Here is a 20,193-nt window from a genome sequence, read left to right on the forward strand (position 1 = left end):
TGCTTTTTTGTATATACAATCAGGGAAGGGTACACTATGCCAACGGAGTATGAGTGGGATAGCGATAAGGCGAAAAGTAACCAGCAAAAACATGGCATACGCTTTGAGGATGCGGTTCTGGTTTTCGACGATCCTTATCATTTGTCTGTTCAGGATCGCTATGAGAACGGTGAGTTTCGCTGGCAAACCATCGGCCTTGTGCAAGGCGTCATTGTTATCCTGGTCGCACATACGGTACGTTTCGAAAGCGGAGGCGAAATTATTCGTATCATTAGCGCACGTAAGGCGGACCGTAAAGAGAGGAACCGTTATGAGCATCGTTAAACATAAACGAGGTAGTTCGCCTGAGGTTAGCGCTCGTCGTGACGCTGAGCTAAAAGCATTAGCTGAAAAACCAGAAGCAGAAATCGATTACAGCGATATTCCTGCCACGGACGATAAACAGTGGTCCGGGGCGGTGCGAGGGAAGTTCTATCGGCCACTTAAAACGCAGGCATCTGTACGCATTGACGCCGACGTGATGGAGTGGCTGAAACGGCCTGGAAAGGGTTACCAGACGCGGCTAAACGCCATATTGCGTGAAGCGATGCTGCGCGATCAAAACAAAAAATAAACCACGGGCAGCGTTGGGCTGCCCCTTATTTCAGCTTATCAGCTCCAGCAGCCGCCACAGTACCCACCCGCCAAACCCCATTAGTACAACCCCCGCCGCCCGCTCAATTAGCCACAGCGAACGGCTGAGCCTCTGTTGCACCGCGGGCAGCCCCATCAGTGATACCAGCGCCAGATCCCACACCAGCACTACCATCACCATCCAGACGCCGCAGGTCGCCTGCTGAAGCAGCGTGACGTTTGGCCCCAGTAGCGCCGTCATCAGCGCCAGATAGAACAGGGCGTTCTTTGGATTTAATAACGCCGAGCCGAGCCCCAGCAGGATCTGTTTACGCAGTGAGGGGAAGCGCTGGTGGGTTTCATTCAGCGCCAGCGCTTGCGGGCGGCTGCGCACCAGATGCGAGCCGATCCACAGCAGATACAGCGCCCCGCAAAGCTCGATAAGGGTAAACAGCCACGTAAACTGGCGCAGCGCGCTCCAGCCGATAATCACCAGCAGGATATACAACCCGTTGCCCGCGGCGATGCCGAGGCACAGCCCGGCGCTGCCGCGGACCCGGTAGCGCGCCGCGTAGCCCACCAGCAGGAAGAAATCCGGGCCCGGGCTTAACAGGGCGACAAAATGCGCCAGCGCCAGAGCGAGAAAAGCGGAAGGGAATAACAGTTCCATAGCAACCTCTGTGTAAAAAACCGAGGTCAGACTACGGCGATGCAAACGCTATTTATTGTCCGATATTGATCGGCCCGTGGCGTACTGGCGCGGCGTGGCGGCGGTATAGCTCACAAAGGTCTTATGAAAATGGCTCTGATCGGCAAATCCGCTCTGGTAGCCGACATCGGCAATATCATCCCCGGCACGCAGCCGCGCTTTGGCGTATTCCACGCGGGAGATGTTGAGAAAGCTGCCCGGCGTCAGGCCAGTGTCCTGCCTGAAGGTGCGGATCAGCGTCTCTTTGCGCAGCGAGAAGCGGTGGGCAAGGTCGTCGAGTGACGGCGGGCTGGTTAAATCGGCAAGAAACGCCTGCTGAATGTGCTGGCTGGTTGAGCGTAATTCACCCGTGCGGCTGGCGCAGCGCGGAAGGGCAGAAATCAGCATGTTCAGGGAATTAGCCGACATGTTCTCAACAACGTTCTGGTAAAGAGCAAACAACGTGCTGTCGCGTATGACCTGTTCTGCCAGGGGATAATCCGTGTCGATATAGAGCATATGATAGCTGCGGGGCTGGCCCGAAACGGGGTTGCAGCTGTGCGGCACATGCGCCGGGATCACGATGAGATCGCCGGGGTGGAGGATGTACTGCGTGTCATTGCACCGGCAGCAGGTCTGGCCTTCCACTATCGCGCCAATCGAGAGTTGGGGGTGACAATGACGTTTATACGCCACGGTACTCTGCCACGTGCTGCGCAGCTCAAGGCCCGGAAGGCGGTTAAAGGTCTGGCGGATGTGTCGGGTATGGGTCATAGGCGCTCCTGTCAGGAACATTTTTATACCATGCCCTGGCCCTACTAAGAACCTTCCGGATATACCCAACTTTACGTCCATCACCCGTCATGTTGTCTACCCTTACTACCCTAAGCGGTAAAACATGGAGATTCGATATGGCTTATCAGACAGTAAATCCTGCCACCAACCAGCTCATCAAAGAATATCCCTCTCATACCGACGCGGATATCGAAGCGGCGCTGAAAGCGGCCGACGCCCTTTACCATTCGCAGTGGGCGAAAGGCGACATTGAACAGCGCCTGCCGGTGCTGCATAAGCTTGCTGACCTGATCGACGAACGCACCGAGGAGCTGGCTAAAATTGCCAGTCAGGAGATGGGTAAGCTCATCGAACAAAGCCGCGGTGAGGTGAAGCTATGCGCGCAAATCGCCCGCTACTATGCCGATAACGCGAAGCAGTTCCTGGCCTCGGTGAAGTACCCGTCTGAACTCGGAGAAGCGTGGGTGGAGCATCACCCCATCGGCGTGCTGATGGCCGTGGAACCGTGGAATTTCCCGTATTATCAGCTGATGCGTGTTCTGGCACCTAACCTGGCGGCGGGTAACCCGGTGCTGGCTAAACATGCCAGCATCGTGCCGCACTGTGCCGAAACCTTTGCTCATCTGGTGCGTGAGGCAGGGGCGCCGGAAGGGGCATGGACCAACCTCTTTATCTCGTCTGAGCAGGTGGCGAACATCATCGCTGACGACCGCGTACAGGGGGCCGCGCTGACCGGTTCCGAAAAAGCGGGCAGCGTGGTGGCCGCGCAGGCGGCGAAGCACATCAAGAAATCCACCCTTGAGCTGGGCGGTAATGATGTTTTCGTGGTGCTGGACGACGCGGATCTTGATAAAGCGGTGAAGACAGGCGTGAACGCGCGACTTAACAACGCCGGTCAGGTCTGTACCGCAGCGAAGCGCTTTATCCTGCATGAGAAAATTGCCGATGCCTTCCTGAGCAAATTCACCGACGCCTTTAAGCAGGTGAAAATTGGCGACCCGCTGGATGAAAGCACCACGCTTGGGCCACTGTCGTCTAAAGATGCGCTCGAAACGCTGACAAAACAGGTCAATGAGGCGGTGAAAAAGGGCGCGACGTTACACTATGGTGGTAAACCGGTGCAGCGCGACGGGAGCTTCTTTGAGCCGACGATCCTGACGAATATCTCCCGCGACAACCCGGCGTACTTCGAGGAGTTCTTCGGCCCGGTGGCGCAGATATATGTGGTGAAAAACGATGACGAGGCGGTCGCCCTGGCGAACGACTCCCACTACGGACTGGGCGGTGCGGTGTTCAGTCAGGATATTGAACGCGCGAAGAAAATGGCGTCACGGATTGAGACCGGCATGGTGTATATCAACTGGCTCACCGATACCGCGCCAGAGCTGCCGTTTGGCGGCGTGAAACGCTCCGGTTACGGACGCGAGCTGTCGGATCTGGGGATCAAAGAGTTTGTGAACCAGAAGCTGGTGGTGGTGCGTAAGTAAGCGGCAATAAAAAACCTGCCAGTAGGCAGGTTTTTTAGAGATTATTGCACTTCAATTTTATCCCAGCCGCTTTTGAACATGCAGCTGTCTACGAGGGTCGCCCTGCGATCCTCATTGGCGTCTTCAACCGTGTAGCTCGTGGAAATATCCTTTTTCTTGTTCTTCAGATCCGTTTTTTCCGAGTCCGAACCGGTCACGACGTTATCCGGGGGCAGATCGATCAGCGCCTGCGCTTCACATTCTGTGAGCTTTTTGTTCATTTCAGCGTCGCTGACGCCCGGTTTCACCCATTTGTACTGGACGCAGCCGGTGAGCAGAAGCGTGAGGCTCAGAACGCAAAGCGCGGTAATGCGGTGTTTCATCAGAAGGTGACTCCACCGCCAACATACGCACCGTCAATCAGGGTGTGGCCTGGACGACCGTCTTTACCATCAACGCTCACGTGGCGGTAACCCACTTTCAGGGTCACAGGTGTAACTGGCGTCCAGCTTACGCCGCCGTTGGCTTCAACGTAGTTTTTCACGCTGTTGTTCATCCCTTCTGGTGCCACGTAGCCTTCACCATACAGATGAATGCTGTCGGTCAGGGCAACGTTTACGCCGCCACCGATCGGGAACGCCACGCCGTTATCGCCTTTTTTCGGGCCGATATAGATAGCTTTTGCACCCGCGTTCAGCATGACCGGGCCAAGACCCAGGTTATAACCTGCACCCACACCGCCGGTCTGCGTACCGTCATCGGTGTTTTTCAGCCAGTTGCTTTCCACATACAGGCCGGATGAGGATTTACCCATCTCCAGGTTGAGGTTGGTAAAGTTTTTACCCTGCTCAACGCTGCCACCCAGAGCGAGTGCAGAACCCGATACAGCAGTCAACGCAGTCAGCAGAAGGATATTCAGTTTTTTCATCTCATATGCCTCGTCATCAATTTAATCTGGGCGCACCTTAACAAGCGATGTTAATGACTGCAAATGTGATGAAAGTCGCCGTTTTATGCTGGTTTTGTTAATTTTTTAATTTGGTGGTGTTGCTAGAGTGTTGGGTTGCGAGGTCGTCAACGGGTAATGATTTGGCGTTTAGAAAGTGTTTATTTTTTTAGCTAAACATAATCTGAACGAGAGCAGAAAGAGTGGTTCGCAGCGAATTAATTGGGTTTCTAATAATTTCCAGAAATGTTTCCGCTGTTACAGATAACAACAGAGCTTTACATTTCTTTGGCGCTCCGGCCCGTGCAATGTTGCCATTCGATGTCATTTTCCTGACACGTTTCTTCTTTACGGTGTGAGCTTCACTTTATGGATGCTAACAACATGAAAAGAAAAATTATTCCTGTGCTAATCGGTTGTGCGCTCTCTTTCTCTGCCCTCGCGGCGCAGCCTACGGCTGAGCGCTATGTCGTCAGTTTTCCAGAAGGCACACACGTGAACTACACCGGCGCGTTTGCCAGTGCATTCCCGAACGGGCTTCCGGTTGGGATAGGTTCTGGCCTGCTGTTCACCGGGAAACAGGGCGATGCCCTGACCTTCGCCACCATTACCGATCGCGGTCCGAACGCGGATTCACCGAAAGTGGGTAAAAACGAAGCCAAAATTTTCGTTACGCCAGATTTCGCGCCGCTGCTGATGACGATTCGTGTACAAAACGGCAAAGCGGAGGCCATTGATGCCCGTCCTCTGCATGACGATAAAGGCGCGATCAACGGTCTGCCGCTGGAAAGCGACGTGATTGGATCCACCAATGAAGTGGCCTTCAGCGACACGTTAAAGAGGCTGAAGGGGGATAATCGCGGGCTGGATACGGAAGGGATCACCCCGGACGGTAAAGGCGGTTACTGGCTGTGCGATGAGTATGGCCCGTTTCTGATTAACATCGACAGTAAAGGGAAAATCCTGGCGATCCACGGTCCGCAGGCGGCAGAAGGGGAAAAAGCAATTGCGGGCGGTTTGCCAAATATCCTCAAATGGCGTCAGGCGAACCGCGGCTTTGAAGGCCTCACCCGTATGCCGGACGGGCGTATTATTGCCGCCGTGCAAAGTACGCTGGATATCGACGGTAAGAGCAAGAAAAAGGCGCTGTTTACGCGTCTGGTGAGCTTTGACCCGGCAAGCGGGAAAACCGCGATGTACGGTTATCCCATCGACAGCGCGGCCTACAGCAAAAACAGCGACGCTAAAATCGGCGACATCGTGGCGCTCGATGACCAGCACATCCTGTTGATTGAACAGGGAAGTGATAAAAACGACGGAATGCGTAACCTGATTTACAAGGTCGATCTCAGTAAGGCGAGCGATTTGTCAGGTTTCGACAAGCCGGGCGAGTATCCGGAGTTTGATGATGAGAAAACCCTGGCACAGCGCGGCATTACCCTTGCGCAGAAAACGCAGGTTGTTGATCTGCGCGCCCTGGGCTGGCAGCAGGAAAAGGCTGAAGGGCTGGCGCTGATCGACAGCAAAACGCTGGCGGTGGCAAACGATAACGACTTTGGCGTGAAGGTGGCGATGCAACATCCGGTCGAGGGCAAGAAGCTCAAGGATTATCGGGTGAACGCGGAAGGAAAGCTGACGCTGGATGATAAGCCGGTTGAGACGACCCTCAGCGTGAAGCCGCTGGAGAAACCGGCGTCTGACAGTGAGTTGTGGATTGTGACGCTGCCGGAGGCGTTGGATTGAAAACGAGCGGCTTGCTGTAATCCACCAGCCATGAAGTACTAAAGCACTGCAGTCATGTGAAAGTGATTGCAGTGCTTTTTTATTTACTTTTCATATGGATATGATTAAATTTTCTTTATACCTCTTAGGTTTAGCCTGTTTTTTAAACAAAATAGAGAAAGTACTGGGGAAGAAACTTATAATTTGTTATCGTATGTATTATAAGTATTTTTGAGCTATATAAATAATGATGAATCCGACTACTCTTAATTTAAACGAATCTTTATTGAACTTGCAAATATTGGATTTTAATTTAGATACAGAAGTCCATTACTCTGCAGTAGTTTATGGCGTTGATGGCAATTTTTTGATGCACTGTGGGATTTCGTTGTTATCTATAGTTCAAAATACACCGGAAAAAACGTTACATTTTTTCATTATTACTGATCAAAAAAATGAGGTTGAATTTGCCAGGTTGCAATCCGTCATAGAAAATACGCAGCATGCGCTTACGATTATTATCATCTCTGCTGAAACGCTGACTATTTTGCCAAAGACATCAGTTTTTCCTGTTGCAATTTATTTTCGTCTTTTAGCTCCATATTTAATTAAAAATTATCGTTATTTATTATATATTGACGCTGATATTGTAGCATTGAATAGCATTTCTGATTTAATAGAGGATTATAAACCTCGAGATCATATTTGTTGCGCAGTCAAGGAACCAGAGCAGCAATTGCTATTATCAAAATCTATTAATATTTCGGATGGCGATTATTTCAACTCTGGTATGCTCTATATCAATGCTCTGAATTGGAATGAAAACAATATTTCGCAAAAAGTTATTGAATGTTTATTGGAAAGAAGAACTGAATTTAAGTATTTTGATCAGGATGCCCTAAATGTTGTTCTACATAAAAGAGTTATGTTTGTTGATGAAAAATATAATCGGCAAATTAAGACGGGGCATAAGAGTGCAGATTTTATGTATGAACCACCTCAAAAAACAATTTTTCTGCATTATGTTGGTAGTGATAAACCATGGCAACTTTGGAATCAACAGAATATTAGTGCTCACTATCGCAAGTATAAAAAATTATCCCCCTGGCGTGATGTTGCGGATGTTGAACCACGTTGTGCTAAAGAATTAAAGAAATACTATAAAATGCTCCTTATCAAAAAACAGTTTGTTGAGGCTTTCTATATTTTTATTAAATATCATTTTGTACGTCTCCTTGAAAAGAAGGCAAAAAAGTCATGTTAAGTCGTGCGTATATTAAAAAGTTAAATGTAAATCTTATTTTCATTCTTATTGTGTTTTCTATTGCTAGCGATCTTTTCATGGAGGCATATCCAAGAAAACTATTCTATATGAGTTGCTATCTTTCTATTTTGGGACTTGTTTTATTGGAGAGTTGGAACAACTTTCGTCAGTGGCTGTTTGATAATAGGATAGCTATGACTTTTATATTAAGTATTGTGCTTCTTGGGGCCAGTAAGTTGATATGGTCTATAAGTTTTTCGTCAGCGCATTTGCAAGATATAAAGGATAATTACTATGCTGGTGGAAAGTTGCTTATCCTGGCTGGTCTAATAGCTTTTTATTTGCTTAAATCTGTTAGCGAGATAACTGTTCAAACCTGGAAATTTGCTGCTTGCATTAGCCTCGTGTTAGGTATAATTACAGTTTGGTTCGGTTATCAACAACAAGCTATAGGTGTAAATAGAATCAAACTTTTGGCCGATGCGGCAACAACAGCTGCTTATATAATAGTTATTCAGTCAATAGTTTGTATGTCTTTATTTAAAAAAACTATCGCAAAACCGTCGTGGCGGATGTTAAGTTTTGCGGTAACATTTATTGTGTTTTCTTATTTGTTATTAATGACTGAAACCCGTGGTGCCATAGGTACTTTTTTTATTGTATGCTGCGTTTTAGCCTGTATTGAGCTTAGAAACGTAAAATTTCGATATTGGTGTCTGGCTGTATTGACGATATCGGTTATTGGATGCGGCATAGCCTATAAGATGCAAAAGAGAATTTTGGAGGCATATGATAATATACAGCAACTTCAAAACGATAATGCTAATACATCATTGGGAGCACGTTTTGTAATGCTCGATGCAGGATTTCATGTAGCAAGCGTTTCTCTTTTTGGTCAGGATGCTGAAGATCGTTATAATAAAGCAAAGCTATATATTTCGGAAAATTACAAAAGTCGAGAGGCAATCAGAGTCATTAAGTATCATTTTCATAATGAAATAATAGAAAGCTTTAGTTTGCAAGGGATTTTTGGAGTTGTTTCTCTGCTTTTATTCTATATTTGTTGTGTCATGGCATCATTTGTAAAAAATAACCGATTAAATTCTGGGTTGCTGCTTTATATTACAGCGCTACTCTTAATGGGACTCACTGATGTCCTGCTCATTCAACGAAATACGGCTATGGTGATTGGTGCTTGTGCAGTAGTCTTACTTCTCTGCCAGAGTGCAAAGAATAAAAATTTTGCAAACCTTGATCGTTAGGTTAAACAGGGTCACTTGTATGTGACCCTGAATTATCTTATTTCCGCAGCCCCGCAAACGCCGCCCGGATTTCCTCTTCCGGCAGTTGGATACCGATAAACACCATCACGCTGCGCGGTGTCTCGTCGCCCCAGGGTCTGTCCCAGTCCGCGCTGTACAGCCGCTGTACGCCCTGGAACAGCAGGCGGTTTGGTTCGCCGTCGATCCACAGCATGCCTTTGTAGCGCAGCAGTTTATCGGCAAACGACAGCAGCAGGTTCTCCATCACGCGGGAGACCTCGCTGATGTCTACCGGGTAATCCAGCTCCACCACAATCGACGCTACGTCGTTCTGCTTATCCGCCATAAAGTGAAAACGCGGTTTTGAGGTGACATGCTCTTCCAGCATAAAACCGTTGGTGTTGAACAGCTGAGACAGGTCGATATCGCCGTGCGTCACGGTGTATACCGGCGCGCGGGCGTTGATGCGTGCGAGGCGCTCGCGCAGTTTAACGCTCTCGCCCGCCACGTCGGTTTTGGTCAGCAGGATGCGGTCGGCGTAGCCCACCTGAGACTGGGCGATGGTAAACTGGTTCATCTGATCGTCGGCGTGAACCGCGTCGACCAGGGCAATCACGCCGTCCAGCAGGTAGCGCTGGCAAAGGATGTCATGCGAGAAAAAGGTCTGAATAATCGGGCCGGGGTCGGCCATGCCGGTGCATTCAATCACCAGACGGTCGAAGTGGATGTCCCCACGATCGCGGCTGTCGAGCAGGTCCAGCAGGGCATCTTCCAGTTCGTTAGAGCGGGTACAGCAGATGCAGCCGTTGGTCAGGGTTTTGATCTGCGTGGCGCGATCGCCAATCAGCTGGTCGTCAACGGAGACTTCGCCGAACTCGTTTTCGATCACGGCGATTTTGAAACCGTGCTGCGCGTTGAGAATGTGGCGCAGCAGGGTGGTTTTACCGGCGCCGAGGAAACCGGTCAACAGGGTGACGGCAATCGGGGTCATGGTCTCTCCTTTAGCAGCAGCGGACGCCGCCTTCTCCACTTCCGCCGTAGCGCGCTTCCTGACGCTCGCGGAAGAATTCAGTGTAGGTCATGTAGGGCTTATCCGGGTGGTTGGTTTTCATATGCTCAACGTAGTTGTCATAGTCCGGAATGCCAATCAGCATTTTCGCTGCCTGACCGAGGTATTTTTTTGCTTCGCCTAAGTTACCAAACATTGTGGATTCCAGACAGGAAAAGCCCCTCACCCTAACCCTCTCCCCATAGGGGAGAGGGAACTTTTACACCCTCTCCCCTATGGGGAGAGGGCTGGGGTGAGGGGTATTAGTAGATTAATGGTGCGAAGAGGTCTTCACGCCGCCTTCCGGTACCGGCACGTACGGGGTCTCTTTGTCCGTACGACCTTCAGCGTTACGCACTTTCATCCAGGTTTTGATGCCGTAGAAGATAATGCTGTACACCACCACCAGGAACAGAATGCTCAGACCCGCGTTGGTGTAGTTGTTCACCACGATATGGTTCATGTTGGCAATCTGCTGGGCGGTGAGATCCGCGCCACCGGCGGCAATTTTCGCTTTGTACTGGTTAGCCATGTAGAAGAAGCCTTCCAGCTGCGGGTTGCTGCTGAACAGTTTCAGACCCAGCGCCCAGGTGGTGCAGAGCAGCAGCCACAGCGCAGGCACCACGGTGACCCAGATGTATTTGGTGCGTTTCATCTTCACCAGTACCACGGTGCCGAGCACCAGGGCAACGGCTGCCAGCATCTGGTTAGAGATACCGAACAGCGGCCACAGGCTCTTCACGCCGCCGAGTGGGTCAACAACGCCCTGGTACAGCAGGTAACCCCACAGGCCAACGCAGCCCGCGGTACCCAGCACGCCCGCCACCAGAGAGTCGGTTTTCTTCAGGAACGGCACGAAGTTACCCAGCAGATCCTGCAGCATAAAGCGGCCTGCACGGGTACCAGCGTCCAGCGCGGTGAGGATAAACAGCGCTTCGAACAGAATACCGAAGTGGTACCAGAAGCCCATGTCTGCCCACGGCAGCACTTTGTGGAACACGTGTGCAATACCTACCGCCAGCGTCGGTGCGCCACCGGCGCGGTTCAGCACGGACGGTTCGCCGATGTCTTTCGCGGTCTGCATGATCTGCTCAGGCGAAATCACAAAGCCCCAGGAGCTGACGGTCGCCGCCGCGTGGGCGCTGGCGTCCTTCAACTGCGCCATAATCAGCGCCGCGTTGTCACCGCCCATCTCATGCAGGTTTGGCATGGTGATGCCCAGGCCTGCCGGCGGGGTGTTCATCGCGAAGTAAAGACCCGGTTCGATGATAGACGCAGCCACCAGCGCCATGATCGCCACGAAGGATTCCATCAGCATGGCACCGTAACCGATGAAACGCGCGTCGGTTTCGTTGGCCATCAGCTTCGGCGTGGTGCCGGAGGAGATCAGCGCGTGGAAGCCAGAAACGGCACCACAGGCGATGGTGATAAACAGGAACGGGAACAGGGCGCCTTTCCACAGCGGACCGGTACCGTCAATGTACTGGGTCACCGCCGGCATTTTCAGTTCAGGGTTGATGATCACAATACCGATCGCCAGCCCGACGATGACGCCGATTTTCAGGAAGGTCGCCAGATAGTCACGCGGAGCCAGAATCAGCCATACCGGCAGAAGGGCAGAAATAAACGCGTAACCAATCAAGGCAAAGGTGATGGTGGTGTCTTTAAAGGTCAGCGCCGGACCCCAGTACGGGTCGTGCGCAATCACACCGCCGAAGTAGATAGAGGCAACCAGCAGCACGATACCAATGACCGACACCTCGCCGACGCGGCCAGGGCGCAGGAAGCGCATGTAGATCCCCATGAACAGCGCAATCGGCACGGTAGAGCAGACGGTAAAGACGCCCCACGGACTTTCAGCCAGCGCTTTCACCACGATTAATGCCAGCACCGCGAGGATGATGATCATAATCAGGAAGCAGCCGAAGAGGGCGATGGTACCCGGCACGCGGCCCATCTCTTCTTTGATCATCTCACCCAGCGACGAACCGTTACGGCGCGAGGAGATAAACAGCACCATAAAGTCCTGCACCGCACCCGCCAGCACTACACCAGCGAGCAGCCACAGGGTACCCGGCAGGTAGCCCATCTGCGCGGCCAGTACCGGGCCGACCAGCGGGCCAGCGCCTGCAATGGCGGCAAAGTGGTGACCAAACAGCACATAGCGGTTGGTTGGCACGTAGTTCAGGCCGTCATTGTTAATGACCGCCGGGGTGGCACGCGTCGGGTCGAGTTTCATGACCTTCTGCGCGATGTATAAGCTGTAGTAGCGATAAGCCACAAGGTAGACGGAAACCGACGCGACCACGATCCACAGGGCGCTTACGTGTTCGCCCCGGCGTAATGCGACAACCGCCAGACAGAAAGCGCCGAGGATCCCGAGTAAGGCCCAGGGCACGTGCTTCAGTAGTTTTTTAGTATCCATAGTAAGACCTGGTTTTTTATGTAAAGAAAAAAGGGTCAGGGTTCGTTGTGAGGAGGTATTGAGTAATGCTGGAGCGATCGTGCCAGAAGCTTGCGCGCGTAAAGGGGAGAAATTGGGTGAGTGGTTGAAAGTGCCTGGTGAGCGGTCAAAGGGGGCGGCGAGTGGTTCAGGCTCGCCGCCAGCGGGAGAAATAATGTGATATAGATCACCCGGTTACCGTGGCTGCGCTCCCCGCCAGGTAGCCTTCCAGCGTTTTAACCAGCTTTTCCTTAAGCCAGGCTGGCTCCAGGATCTGAATGTTGGGTAACCAGTAGAACAGCAGCGGCAGGATCTGGTTTTCATGTGCTGCCTGACAGCGCAGCGTCACGCCGTCGTGTTGCTCCTCCAGCAGCTCTTGTGCCGGGAGGAGATCGCGGCGCAGGAAGTAGTGTGAAATATTATCCTTAATAAATATTTTCACCTCGAAAGTATCTTCCGATACCCACGGATCGAGGTTTTTTTCCAACAGCCCGATCACATTTTCGTCCGGCGTAAAGGTGCGTTTCTGAATATCAAGCCAGCGAATCTGACTCAATGAGAAGGATTTTAACCGGCTATTTTCGGTAGCTTGTAAATACCATATATTTTTTTTGTTAATGAGTTTATAGGGGTTAATCAGCCGGGTTTTGCCTTTATAAACGATCTGGCAAACATTACAGTTTTTAATCGATTTTTCAATGTTGGATAAATGGCGACGAATATCACGTTCCGCCGTGTGCTCCGCCTCGTTGGCGAGAATAAGAATATGATTTTCATCAACGCGGTTTTCGAGTTTCTCCCAAAACTCCGCGTTTCTTTCGGGGAAAAAGCTATCAGCATTCAGGAAGTTAGCAAGGGTATGGTGTAATCCTTGTCCGCCGGGCGATTGCGCGGAATGGATCAGCCGATATAGCCCGTTTCCGGTATGTTCCACAATCGGGGAGAGCGCATTTAAATCCCGGTAGACGGTACGCTCGGTAATATTAAATTTCTCCATCAGCGCACTGCGGTTTATCACACCGTTTAAATGTAGCTCAAGGAGAATATCGACCAGACGTTCAGCCGAGCGGCTCCGCGTCGTTTTAGCCATAAGGTCTTCCTGTATATTAGGGTATGCGCTGAATGATGCGGGTAGCACTGACACAGCGTGTCAGTATTCAGGCACAGAAAATTTCTCTTATGGCTATATAACGGCGTGATTTAGCGGAAACCTTAGGAATTTTTGCAGAAAGGGGGGGCGGGGGGGGGCGGCCCCCCGCCCGCCCCCCCCCGAGAGGGGATCACACGGCTGCTTCCGGCTCCATCATTACCGGGTGGAAACGGCGTTTGAAATAGATCAGGCCGTGGCCCTCTTCACTGAGGATGATATTTTTAATTTCAACAAGATAAACCAGATGCGTGCCGATGGTTTGCACCTGACTTATCTCGCCTTCCAGGCTTGCCAGCGCCCCTTTCAGCACCGGTTGCGCCAGCGGACCTTTCTGCCAGCAGGAGAGGGTAAAGCGCTCCTCCATGGCCATCCCGGTCATACCGGCGAAGTGGCGAGCCATGATCTCCTGCTCGTGGTTGAGCACATTCACGCACAGCTTGCCGTTGCCCTGAAACACCGGGTTCATGGCGCTGTTGGCGTTGATACAGACCATGATCGACGGCGGGGAATCCGTTACCGAGCAGACGGCAGTGGCGGTGATCCCGCAGCGTCCGGCATCGCCCGCCGTGGTGATGACATTCACCGCGGCCGACAGGCTGGCCATGGCGTCGCGAAAACGCAGGCGTTGTTCATCTGAATGCATTGAAACCTCCCGCTGCGTTATTTCAGCAGCTTGTCCAGCATGTTGATATCGCTGTTGTTGTGCAGGTGTGGCACCGTCCAGCCGTGTTGGTCGTACTCAGACATGCAGCGGTCGACCATCGCCATCATTTTGTCCATGTTGCCGGAGCTTTGCGCCTGGCGCAGACACTGCAGGCGAATTTCGTCCTGGCTGCCGGAGTAGTTGATCTCATACAGCTCGTGACGGCCGCCAAATTCGCTGCCGATGGCATCCCACATCAGCTTCAAAATCTTGATGCGTTCGACGTGATCCATGCCGTTGGAGCCGCGCACGTACTTCGCCAGATACTGATCGATCTGCGGGTTGTTCAGATCCCGTGCGCTGGATGGCAGGTAGATCAGCCCGCTGGTGACGTTGCGTTCGATGATGTTTTTAATCTTCGCGTAGGCCATTGGCGCCATTACGCGATAGGTTTGCAGCGCCGCGTGATCCGGCAGGTACGCACCGTTCACCCACGGCGTGGCTTCGGAACACATGGAGTCGCTCAGCGCCCAGAACATATTGCGCCAGGCGACCACTTCGCCGAGATCTGCCTGCACGCCGCGGAACTCCAGGGTGCCGGTACACTCCAGCGATTTTTTCAGCAGGGCGGTGATGAAGTCGAGCTTCACCGCCAGACGCACGCAGGCCTGCAGCGGGTACATGCGGGCAAAACCGCCTTCCATAGTCCAGCGACGGCAGCGGTCGAAATCGCGGTAGATCAGCACGTTTTCCCATGGGATCAGTACATTATCCATCACCAGGATCGCGTCGTTCTCATCAAAACGGCTGGAGAGCGGGTAGTCGTACGGCGAGCCGGTAGCGCCAGCCACCATCTCGTAGGAGGCGCGGGAGATCAGCTTCACCCCTTCGGCGTCCATTGGCGCGACGAACATGAGCGCAAAGTCCGGGTTTTCGCCCATCACCTGCGCGGAGCCAAAGCCGATCATGTTGTAGTGGGTCAGCGCGGAGTTGGTGGCAACCACTTTGGCGCCGCTGACGATGATCCCGGCGTCGGTCTCTTTTTCCAGCTTGATATAGACGTCTTTCACCTCGTCCGCCGGTTTGTGGCGGTCGATAGGCGGGTTGACGATAGCGTGGTTAAAGTACAGGCCGGTTTCCTGAATGCGGGTATACCAGTTACGGGCATTTTGCTCAAACTGGCCGTAGAAGGCCGGGTTTGCGCCGAGCGCGCAGCCGAACGCGGCTTTGTAGTCCGGCGTGCGGCCCATCCAGCCGTAGCTCAGGCGAGACCACTCGGCGATGGCGTCCCGCTGCTGACGCAGGTCGTCGGCGCTTTTCGCCACGCGGAAGAACTTATGGGTGTAACCGCCGCTGCCGGTGTCGGTGCCCCAGCACAGCGTATCCTGCATGTCAGGTTTGTGCAGCGCGTCGTACATCTGCGCGATGGAGGCCGCCGCATTGCGAAACGCCGGATGGGTGGTGACGTCTTTAACGCGCTCGCCGTAGATATAAATCTCGCGGCCATCCTGCAGGCTTTTTAAATACTCTTCGCCGGTTAACGGGCGTTTGGTATCAGCGCGGAACTCTTCAGGCTTCATAGGGACCTCGTATCGGAATTGGTTTGTTAAATTTATGTTTTGTTTTTGTTGTTTAATTGAAGCGTGAGAGGGGCGGAACGTGAAGGGACGATTGGGACAACGGCAGGTACTTTTCGCGAGAGATCGCAGAGTGTGATTTCCCTCACCCTAACCCTCTCCCAACGGGCTGAGGGTTCCCCAGAAAAATGAAAAGCACGATGAAGTGTGATCTACTGGTTGCGCTAACAAATCAGAAGAGACCTCATCGTGCCTTTACAGACAGTCTGCCAGAAATTTTTCTCCGCGTCTTTACCGGACGTTCACAGCTTCCGGATTAATGTCCTTGTTTCCATGGCCGTTGCCCTCACGCACGGTGCGGATCTGACCCTGACCAGCCTTGGTCGCTCTCTTCCCGGCAGGGCGCACGTCAAAAATAAAATTAAACGTGTTGACCGTGCCCTGGGTAATACCGCCCTTCACCGGGATATTCCCCGTATTCAGCACCTGCTCACACATACCATCACCTCCCTGATGCCCTTCTGTGTGATTGCTGTCGACTGGACAGGCTGGCATGACAGGAACTGGTATCTTCTGCGGGCAAGCCTGGTCTGTAATGGTCGCTCACTGCCGCTTATGAGTGAGGTTGTCCCCGCAGAGCTGGCGCAGAACAGCGATGTACAGTGCCGCTTCCTTGACCGCCTGCATGATGCCATCCCGAAAGATAAAGCCGTCACCATCATTACGGATGCAGGCTTCCGGACAGACTGGTTCCGGCATGTCAGCCAGCTGGGCTGGAGCTTCACCGGCAGGGTCAGGGGCTGCATCAGCTTCCGGCTGGACGGAGATAAAAAATGGATGAAAATCAGTGAGCTTGAGGCTACCGGACAACCGGTCTGCGTGGGTTACGGTGTCCTGTCCCGTAAACCACGAACGCCCTGTTACGGCCGGTTCTATCTGCATAAGCGCCCTGACGCAGGGCGTCAGGGAAAAGGGGGGATGCCGAAAACACAGCGGGAACACCGCAGTAGCGCGCGGGAGCCCTGGCTGCTGTTCAGTAATGCAGAGGGACTGGAGCCGCACCAGATAATGGCCCTGTACAGCCGCAGAATGCAGATAGAACAAAACTTCCGGGACGACAAAAGTCCACGCTTCGGGTTCGGTCTGAGGCTGAGCCGGAGTCAGGGAAAAGGGCGACTGGAAGTGCTGAATATGGTCGCGGCAATGGCAAGCCTGGTGATGTGGCTGGCAGGTTACAGGGCAGAAAGGCAGTGTTTACACTGGCACTATCAGGCAAGCAGCATCAGGCACAGACGGGTTCTGTCATACCTGAGTCTGGCAGAAGAAGTCATCCGGCATGAGCCCGGGAAAGTAAGACGCCTGAATATAGTTAACGAGATGAAAAAGCTGGGAAAAGAGTACAGTAATATGGTCATGGTGACATGACCATATTACTGGGGATCCCTCAGCCCAACGGGAGAGGGAACGGTTACTCCCTCTCCCGTTGGGAGAGGGCAGGGGTGAGGGCAACAGGGGAAACCGGTACTTTCTGCGCCCGATACGCGCTGGGCGAGCAGCCCGTCAGGCGATTGAAAAAGCGGGCAAAATAGGCCGGATCCTTAAAGCCCAACTGCCACGCAATCTCGCTGACCGTACTGTCGGAAAAGAGCAACAGCCGTCTGGCTTCGCGCAGCTGGCGGTCGAAGATCAGCCGCTTCGGCGGACGGTTGGCGAAGCGGCGGCAGATATCGGTCAGGCGGGATTCGGTCAGGTGGAGTTCACAGGCGTAGTCCGGCACCGTCCAGTGCTGGTGATAGTGGGTGTCAATCAACTGGGTAAAGCGCTGGAACAGTTTTAACTCACCGCGCATGCCGCCTGAAGCGTGGTCGTCGAGCCTGGCGTTACGCAGCAGCAGTGTAAAGACCGCCTGCGCGAGCAGCACCAGGGTATGCTCGCGTCCGGGAAGTTGCCCGGTGGATTCCCTGGCAATCAGCTGCCAGTAGTGCCTGAGCGCCGCCAGCTCGTCGGGCTTATCGGCCAGCGACAGGCAGATCCCCGGCAGGCCAAACGCTTCTCGCGTGCCGGGGTAGAGCACCTCCAGCAGCGGCCAGATGAGATCCTCGCGTACCGTCAGAACGTGGCCATCGCTGTCGGATTCGGTGATAAACGCGTGTGGCACCGACGGCGGGGTAATGACGAACAGCGGAGCCTGCACCGAGTAGCGATGATCGTCGAGCTGGAGTTCTATCTGCCCGGTATCAAGAAAGTGCATCTGAAAATACTGGTCGTGACGATGCGCCTGCATGTCGCGGCCAAAAAAGGCCGCCATGCGGGCAAACGACTGATAGTGCACATCGTCGGTGCCCAGACTTTCGTCGTACTCTTTGCTGATATCGATATTGGCGACGGGGCTCTGGCACATAGCTCCTCCTCAGTGGATCTTCTGTGCCGCCATCCCCGGATCGCGCCCGAGGCTCTCCTGGCGGGTCATTGGGATCCGCGTCAGCACCAGCGCGCCCACCACCAGCAGCCCGGCGACGAACCACAGCCCGGAGCTGAAGCTGCCGGTGGCATCACGCAGAATGCCGATCAGCAGCGGGCTGACGGCGGATCCGACGTTGCCGATAGCGTTGATCACCGCCAGCGCCACCGCACGGGACTGCAGGCTAATAACCTGATCCGGCGTGGTCCAGAATATCGCCATGGCGGTAAACGATCCGGTTGAGGCCATGATGATGCCAAGCAGCTGGATCAGGCTGTGATCGGTGGCCGAGGCCAGCATCCATCCCGCCGCCGCGAAGAGATACGGCAGGATGGTGTGCTTTTTTCGCTCTTTCAGCCTGTCGGAGCGACGGCTCCACCAGATCATGCCGAGGATGGTGCAAAACTGCGGGATCGCCGCCAGCAGGCCGATCACAATGTTGCTGCTGCCGGTGTTGAAGCTTTGCAGGATCTGCGGCGTCCAGATGTTGATCGCACTCAGCGTGTTCGTCAGGCAGAAATAGGCCAGCGTATAGAGCAGTACCGCCGGGGTCAGGACTTCACGCAGCGTTGAACGCGGCGTGGCGGCATGCGCCACCGCCAGCTCTTGCTCACGGGCGATCATGGTTTTCAGCGTTTGCTTTTCTTCATCATCCAGCCAGCTGGCCTGATCCGGGGTGTCGTTAAGGTAGAACCAGGTCACCACGCCGAGCACCACCGACGGCAACCCTTCCAGCAGGAACAGCCACTGCCAGCCTTTCAGGTTCCACAGCCCGTCCATCGCCAGGATGTAGCCGGAAAGAATAGAGCCGAGCATCATGGTTACCGGCATGGCAATCATAAACAGCGCGTTGGCGCGGGCGCGGTGATAGGCCGGGAACCACCAGGTGAGATAGACCAAAATCCCCGGCAGGAAGCCAGCCTCGGCAATGCCCACCAGCATGCGCAGCACATAGAGCGTTTCCGGGCTGGTGGCGAACATGGTGCAGGTGGACGCGATCCCCCACACCACCATGATCCCGGCGATCCAGCGCCGGGCGCCGATCTTCGCCAGCATGATGTTGCTCGGGATCCCGCACAACACGTAGGTGACGTAAAAGAGCGTCGCGGCCAGGCCAAACATCGTGGAGGTGAGGCCCAGATCTTTGCCCATCGTCAGCCCGGCAAAGCCAATGTTGATGCGATCGAGAAACGAGAAGACAAACAGGATGAAGAGAAACACGATCAAACGACGGAACAGCTTATTTATAACGCGATGTTCAACAGCTTTATTATCTTGCAGGGTAGAGGTCGTCATGGTGCGCTCCAGATCTTACGTTTAGTAGACGGATTTATTGTTATTAACTGACGTAACCGGGTGATCGATAAAACGTGCCGCCAGCGCTTCGGCGCTGCGGGCGAGCAGGGTCGTGTCGACGCCGACGGCGACAAACAACGCGCCGAATTCGAGATAGCGTTTGGCCAGCTGCTCGTTGGCCATCAGGATGCCGGGCGCTTTGCCGGCGCTCAGGATCTGCGCGATCGCCTGTTCAATGGCCGCCTGCACTTCCGGATGCTGAGGATTACCGGCAAAGCCCATGTCGGCGCTCAGATCCGCCGGGCCGATAAACACCCCGTCGACGCCGTCCACATCCAGGATCTGCGGCAGGTTTTTTAGCGCCTCGCGGGTTTCGATTTGCACCAGCACGCACATGGCGTCGTTGGCCTGGTGCAGGTAGTCCGGGATGCGGTTCCAGCGCGAGGCCCGCGCCAGGGCGCTGCCCACGCCGCGAATACCCGCAGGCGGATAGCGCGTGGAACGGACCGCCAGACGGGCTTCTTCGGCGTTTTGTACCATCGGTACCAGCAGGGTTTGCGCGCCCACATCCAGCAGCTGTTTGATCTGCACCGGATCGTTCCACGACGGGCGGACGACCGGCTGGCTCGGATAAGGGGCGATGGCCTGCAGCTGGGTTAGGACGGTCTGCACGGTGTTCGGCGCATGTTCGGCGTCGATCAGCAGCCAGTCGAAACCAGCCCCCGCCAGCAGTTCGGCGCTGTAGCTGCTGGTCAGCCCCAGCCATAAACCAATCTGTGGTTTTCCGGCTTTCAGCGCCGTTTTGAATGCGTTTTGCATG

At 53.8% G+C, this 20,193-nt stretch carries 20 protein-coding genes; 7 read left to right on the top strand and 13 right to left on the bottom strand.

The features are described 5' to 3' along the window. Positions 1 to 36 precede the first annotated feature (36 nt). Together ACQG19_RS02935 and ACQG19_RS02940 are read left to right on the top strand one after the other, a co-directional pair. Entirely contained in the window at positions 37 to 324 is a 288-nt protein-coding gene (locus tag ACQG19_RS02935; protein ID WP_023620650.1) for a BrnT family toxin, read from the top strand. Beyond that, positions 311 to 613 carry a BrnA antitoxin family protein gene (locus ACQG19_RS02940; RefSeq protein ID WP_023620649.1) on the top strand — a complete coding sequence of 101 codons (303 nt, stop codon included), beginning with the start codon at positions 311 to 313 and terminating at the stop codon, positions 611 to 613. The genes ACQG19_RS02935 and ACQG19_RS02940 overlap by 14 nt, the downstream gene beginning before the upstream one ends. 30 nt (positions 614 to 643) lie before the next feature. On the opposite strand, the gene ACQG19_RS02945 is transcribed toward ACQG19_RS02940, so the two are convergent. Both ACQG19_RS02945 and ACQG19_RS02950 read right to left on the bottom strand, forming a co-directional pair. Next, a complete protein-coding gene (locus ACQG19_RS02945; RefSeq protein ID WP_038418626.1) occupies positions 644 to 1,282 on the bottom strand; it encodes a LysE family translocator in 639 nt (212 codons plus the stop codon). 48 nt (positions 1,283 to 1,330) lie between these two features. Next, positions 1,331 to 2,074, bottom strand: coding sequence for a helix-turn-helix transcriptional regulator (locus ACQG19_RS02950; protein WP_061772028.1), 744 nt, complete (start codon positions 2,072 to 2,074; stop codon positions 1,331 to 1,333). Positions 2,075 to 2,211: 137 nt separating this feature from the next. Here ACQG19_RS02950 and ACQG19_RS02955 point away from each other — a divergent pair, with 137 nt between their 5' ends. After that, complete coding sequence (locus tag ACQG19_RS02955; protein ID WP_246932069.1) at positions 2,212 to 3,582, top strand: NAD-dependent succinate-semialdehyde dehydrogenase; 1,371 nt, start codon at positions 2,212 to 2,214, stop codon at positions 3,580 to 3,582. Positions 3,583 to 3,623: 41 nt separating this feature from the next. Here ACQG19_RS02955 and ACQG19_RS02960 read toward each other — a convergent pair whose 3' ends face one another. Next, entirely contained in the window at positions 3,624 to 3,944 is a 321-nt protein-coding gene (locus ACQG19_RS02960; protein WP_013095439.1) for a hypothetical protein, read from the bottom strand. Continuing rightward, a complete protein-coding gene (locus ACQG19_RS02965; protein WP_013095440.1) occupies positions 3,944 to 4,489 on the bottom strand; it encodes a YfaZ family outer membrane protein in 546 nt (181 codons plus the stop codon). The genes ACQG19_RS02960 and ACQG19_RS02965 overlap by 1 nt, the downstream gene beginning before the upstream one ends. 402 nt (positions 4,490 to 4,891) lie before the next feature. Here ACQG19_RS02965 and ACQG19_RS02970 point away from each other — a divergent pair, with 402 nt between their 5' ends. From ACQG19_RS02970 to ACQG19_RS02980, 3 genes are all read left to right on the top strand, one after another. Next, positions 4,892 to 6,250 (top strand): esterase-like activity of phytase family protein, encoded by a 1,359-nt coding sequence (locus tag ACQG19_RS02970; RefSeq protein WP_222169211.1) that lies wholly within the window; start codon positions 4,892 to 4,894, stop codon positions 6,248 to 6,250. 226 nt (positions 6,251 to 6,476) lie between these two features. After that, positions 6,477 to 7,493: a glycosyltransferase family 8 protein gene (locus ACQG19_RS02975; protein ID WP_222169212.1), complete on the top strand. Its 1,017-nt coding sequence runs from the start codon at positions 6,477 to 6,479 to the stop codon at positions 7,491 to 7,493. Continuing rightward, entirely contained in the window at positions 7,487 to 8,755 is a 1,269-nt protein-coding gene (locus ACQG19_RS02980; RefSeq protein ID WP_102752465.1) for an O-antigen ligase family protein, read from the top strand. The genes ACQG19_RS02975 and ACQG19_RS02980 overlap by 7 nt, the downstream gene beginning before the upstream one ends. A gap of 37 nt (positions 8,756 to 8,792) precedes the next feature. Here the strand turns inward: ACQG19_RS02980 and yjiA are convergent, their stop codons facing one another. The 6 genes from yjiA to hpaB all read right to left on the bottom strand — a co-directional run bounded on the left by yjiA (position 8,793) and on the right by hpaB (position 15,619). Then, positions 8,793 to 9,746, bottom strand: a complete 954-nt coding sequence (yjiA, locus tag ACQG19_RS02985) for a GTPase (RefSeq protein ID WP_045902501.1) — start codon at positions 9,744 to 9,746, stop codon at positions 8,793 to 8,795. A 10-nt stretch (positions 9,747 to 9,756) separates the two neighbouring features. Then, positions 9,757 to 9,960 (bottom strand): YbdD/YjiX family protein, encoded by a 204-nt coding sequence (locus ACQG19_RS02990; RefSeq protein WP_003856610.1) that lies wholly within the window; start codon positions 9,958 to 9,960, stop codon positions 9,757 to 9,759. A 114-nt stretch (positions 9,961 to 10,074) separates the two neighbouring features. Beyond that, positions 10,075 to 12,228 carry a carbon starvation CstA family protein gene (locus tag ACQG19_RS02995; RefSeq protein ID WP_029882188.1) on the bottom strand — a complete coding sequence of 718 codons (2,154 nt, stop codon included), beginning with the start codon at positions 12,226 to 12,228 and terminating at the stop codon, positions 10,075 to 10,077. 205 nt (positions 12,229 to 12,433) lie between these two features. After that, entirely contained in the window at positions 12,434 to 13,336 is a 903-nt protein-coding gene (locus ACQG19_RS03000) for a helix-turn-helix transcriptional regulator (RefSeq protein ID WP_020688847.1), read from the bottom strand. 190 nt (positions 13,337 to 13,526) lie between these two features. Next, positions 13,527 to 14,039 (bottom strand): 4-hydroxyphenylacetate 3-monooxygenase reductase subunit, encoded by a 513-nt coding sequence (locus ACQG19_RS03005; protein WP_020688846.1) that lies wholly within the window; start codon positions 14,037 to 14,039, stop codon positions 13,527 to 13,529. Positions 14,040 to 14,056: 17 nt separating this feature from the next. Next, positions 14,057 to 15,619: a 4-hydroxyphenylacetate 3-monooxygenase, oxygenase component gene (hpaB, locus tag ACQG19_RS03010; RefSeq protein ID WP_013095447.1), complete on the bottom strand. Its 1,563-nt coding sequence runs from the start codon at positions 15,617 to 15,619 to the stop codon at positions 14,057 to 14,059. 246 nt (positions 15,620 to 15,865) lie between these two features. Between hpaB and ACQG19_RS03015 the strand changes: the two genes are divergently transcribed. Continuing rightward, positions 15,866 to 17,041, top strand: a complete 1,176-nt coding sequence (locus ACQG19_RS03015; protein ID WP_054442369.1) for an IS4 family transposase — start codon at positions 15,866 to 15,868, stop codon at positions 17,039 to 17,041. A 43-nt stretch (positions 17,042 to 17,084) separates the two neighbouring features. Here the strand turns inward: ACQG19_RS03015 and hpaA are convergent, their stop codons facing one another. From hpaA to hpaI, 3 genes are read right to left on the bottom strand one after another with little or no spacing between them, the layout of a single operon-like run. Then, the gene (hpaA, locus tag ACQG19_RS03020; RefSeq protein WP_058678932.1) at positions 17,085 to 18,017 is read right to left on the bottom strand and encodes a 4-hydroxyphenylacetate catabolism regulatory protein HpaA; all 933 of its coding nucleotides are present in this window, start codon (positions 18,015 to 18,017) and stop codon (positions 17,085 to 17,087) included. Between the two features lie 9 nt (positions 18,018 to 18,026). After that, positions 18,027 to 19,373, bottom strand: a complete 1,347-nt coding sequence (gene hpaX, locus ACQG19_RS03025; protein WP_013095449.1) for a 4-hydroxyphenylacetate permease — start codon at positions 19,371 to 19,373, stop codon at positions 18,027 to 18,029. Positions 19,374 to 19,394: 21 nt separating this feature from the next. Beyond that, the gene (hpaI, locus tag ACQG19_RS03030; RefSeq protein WP_023620767.1) at positions 19,395 to 20,192 is read right to left on the bottom strand and encodes a 4-hydroxy-2-oxoheptanedioate aldolase; all 798 of its coding nucleotides are present in this window, start codon (positions 20,190 to 20,192) and stop codon (positions 19,395 to 19,397) included. Position 20,193 lies beyond the last annotated feature (1 nt).

The sequence above is a fragment of the Enterobacter cloacae complex sp. 277I4 genome (genome assembly GCF_050031465.1).
GTDB lineage: Bacteria > Pseudomonadota > Gammaproteobacteria > Enterobacterales > Enterobacteriaceae > Enterobacter > Enterobacter cloacae.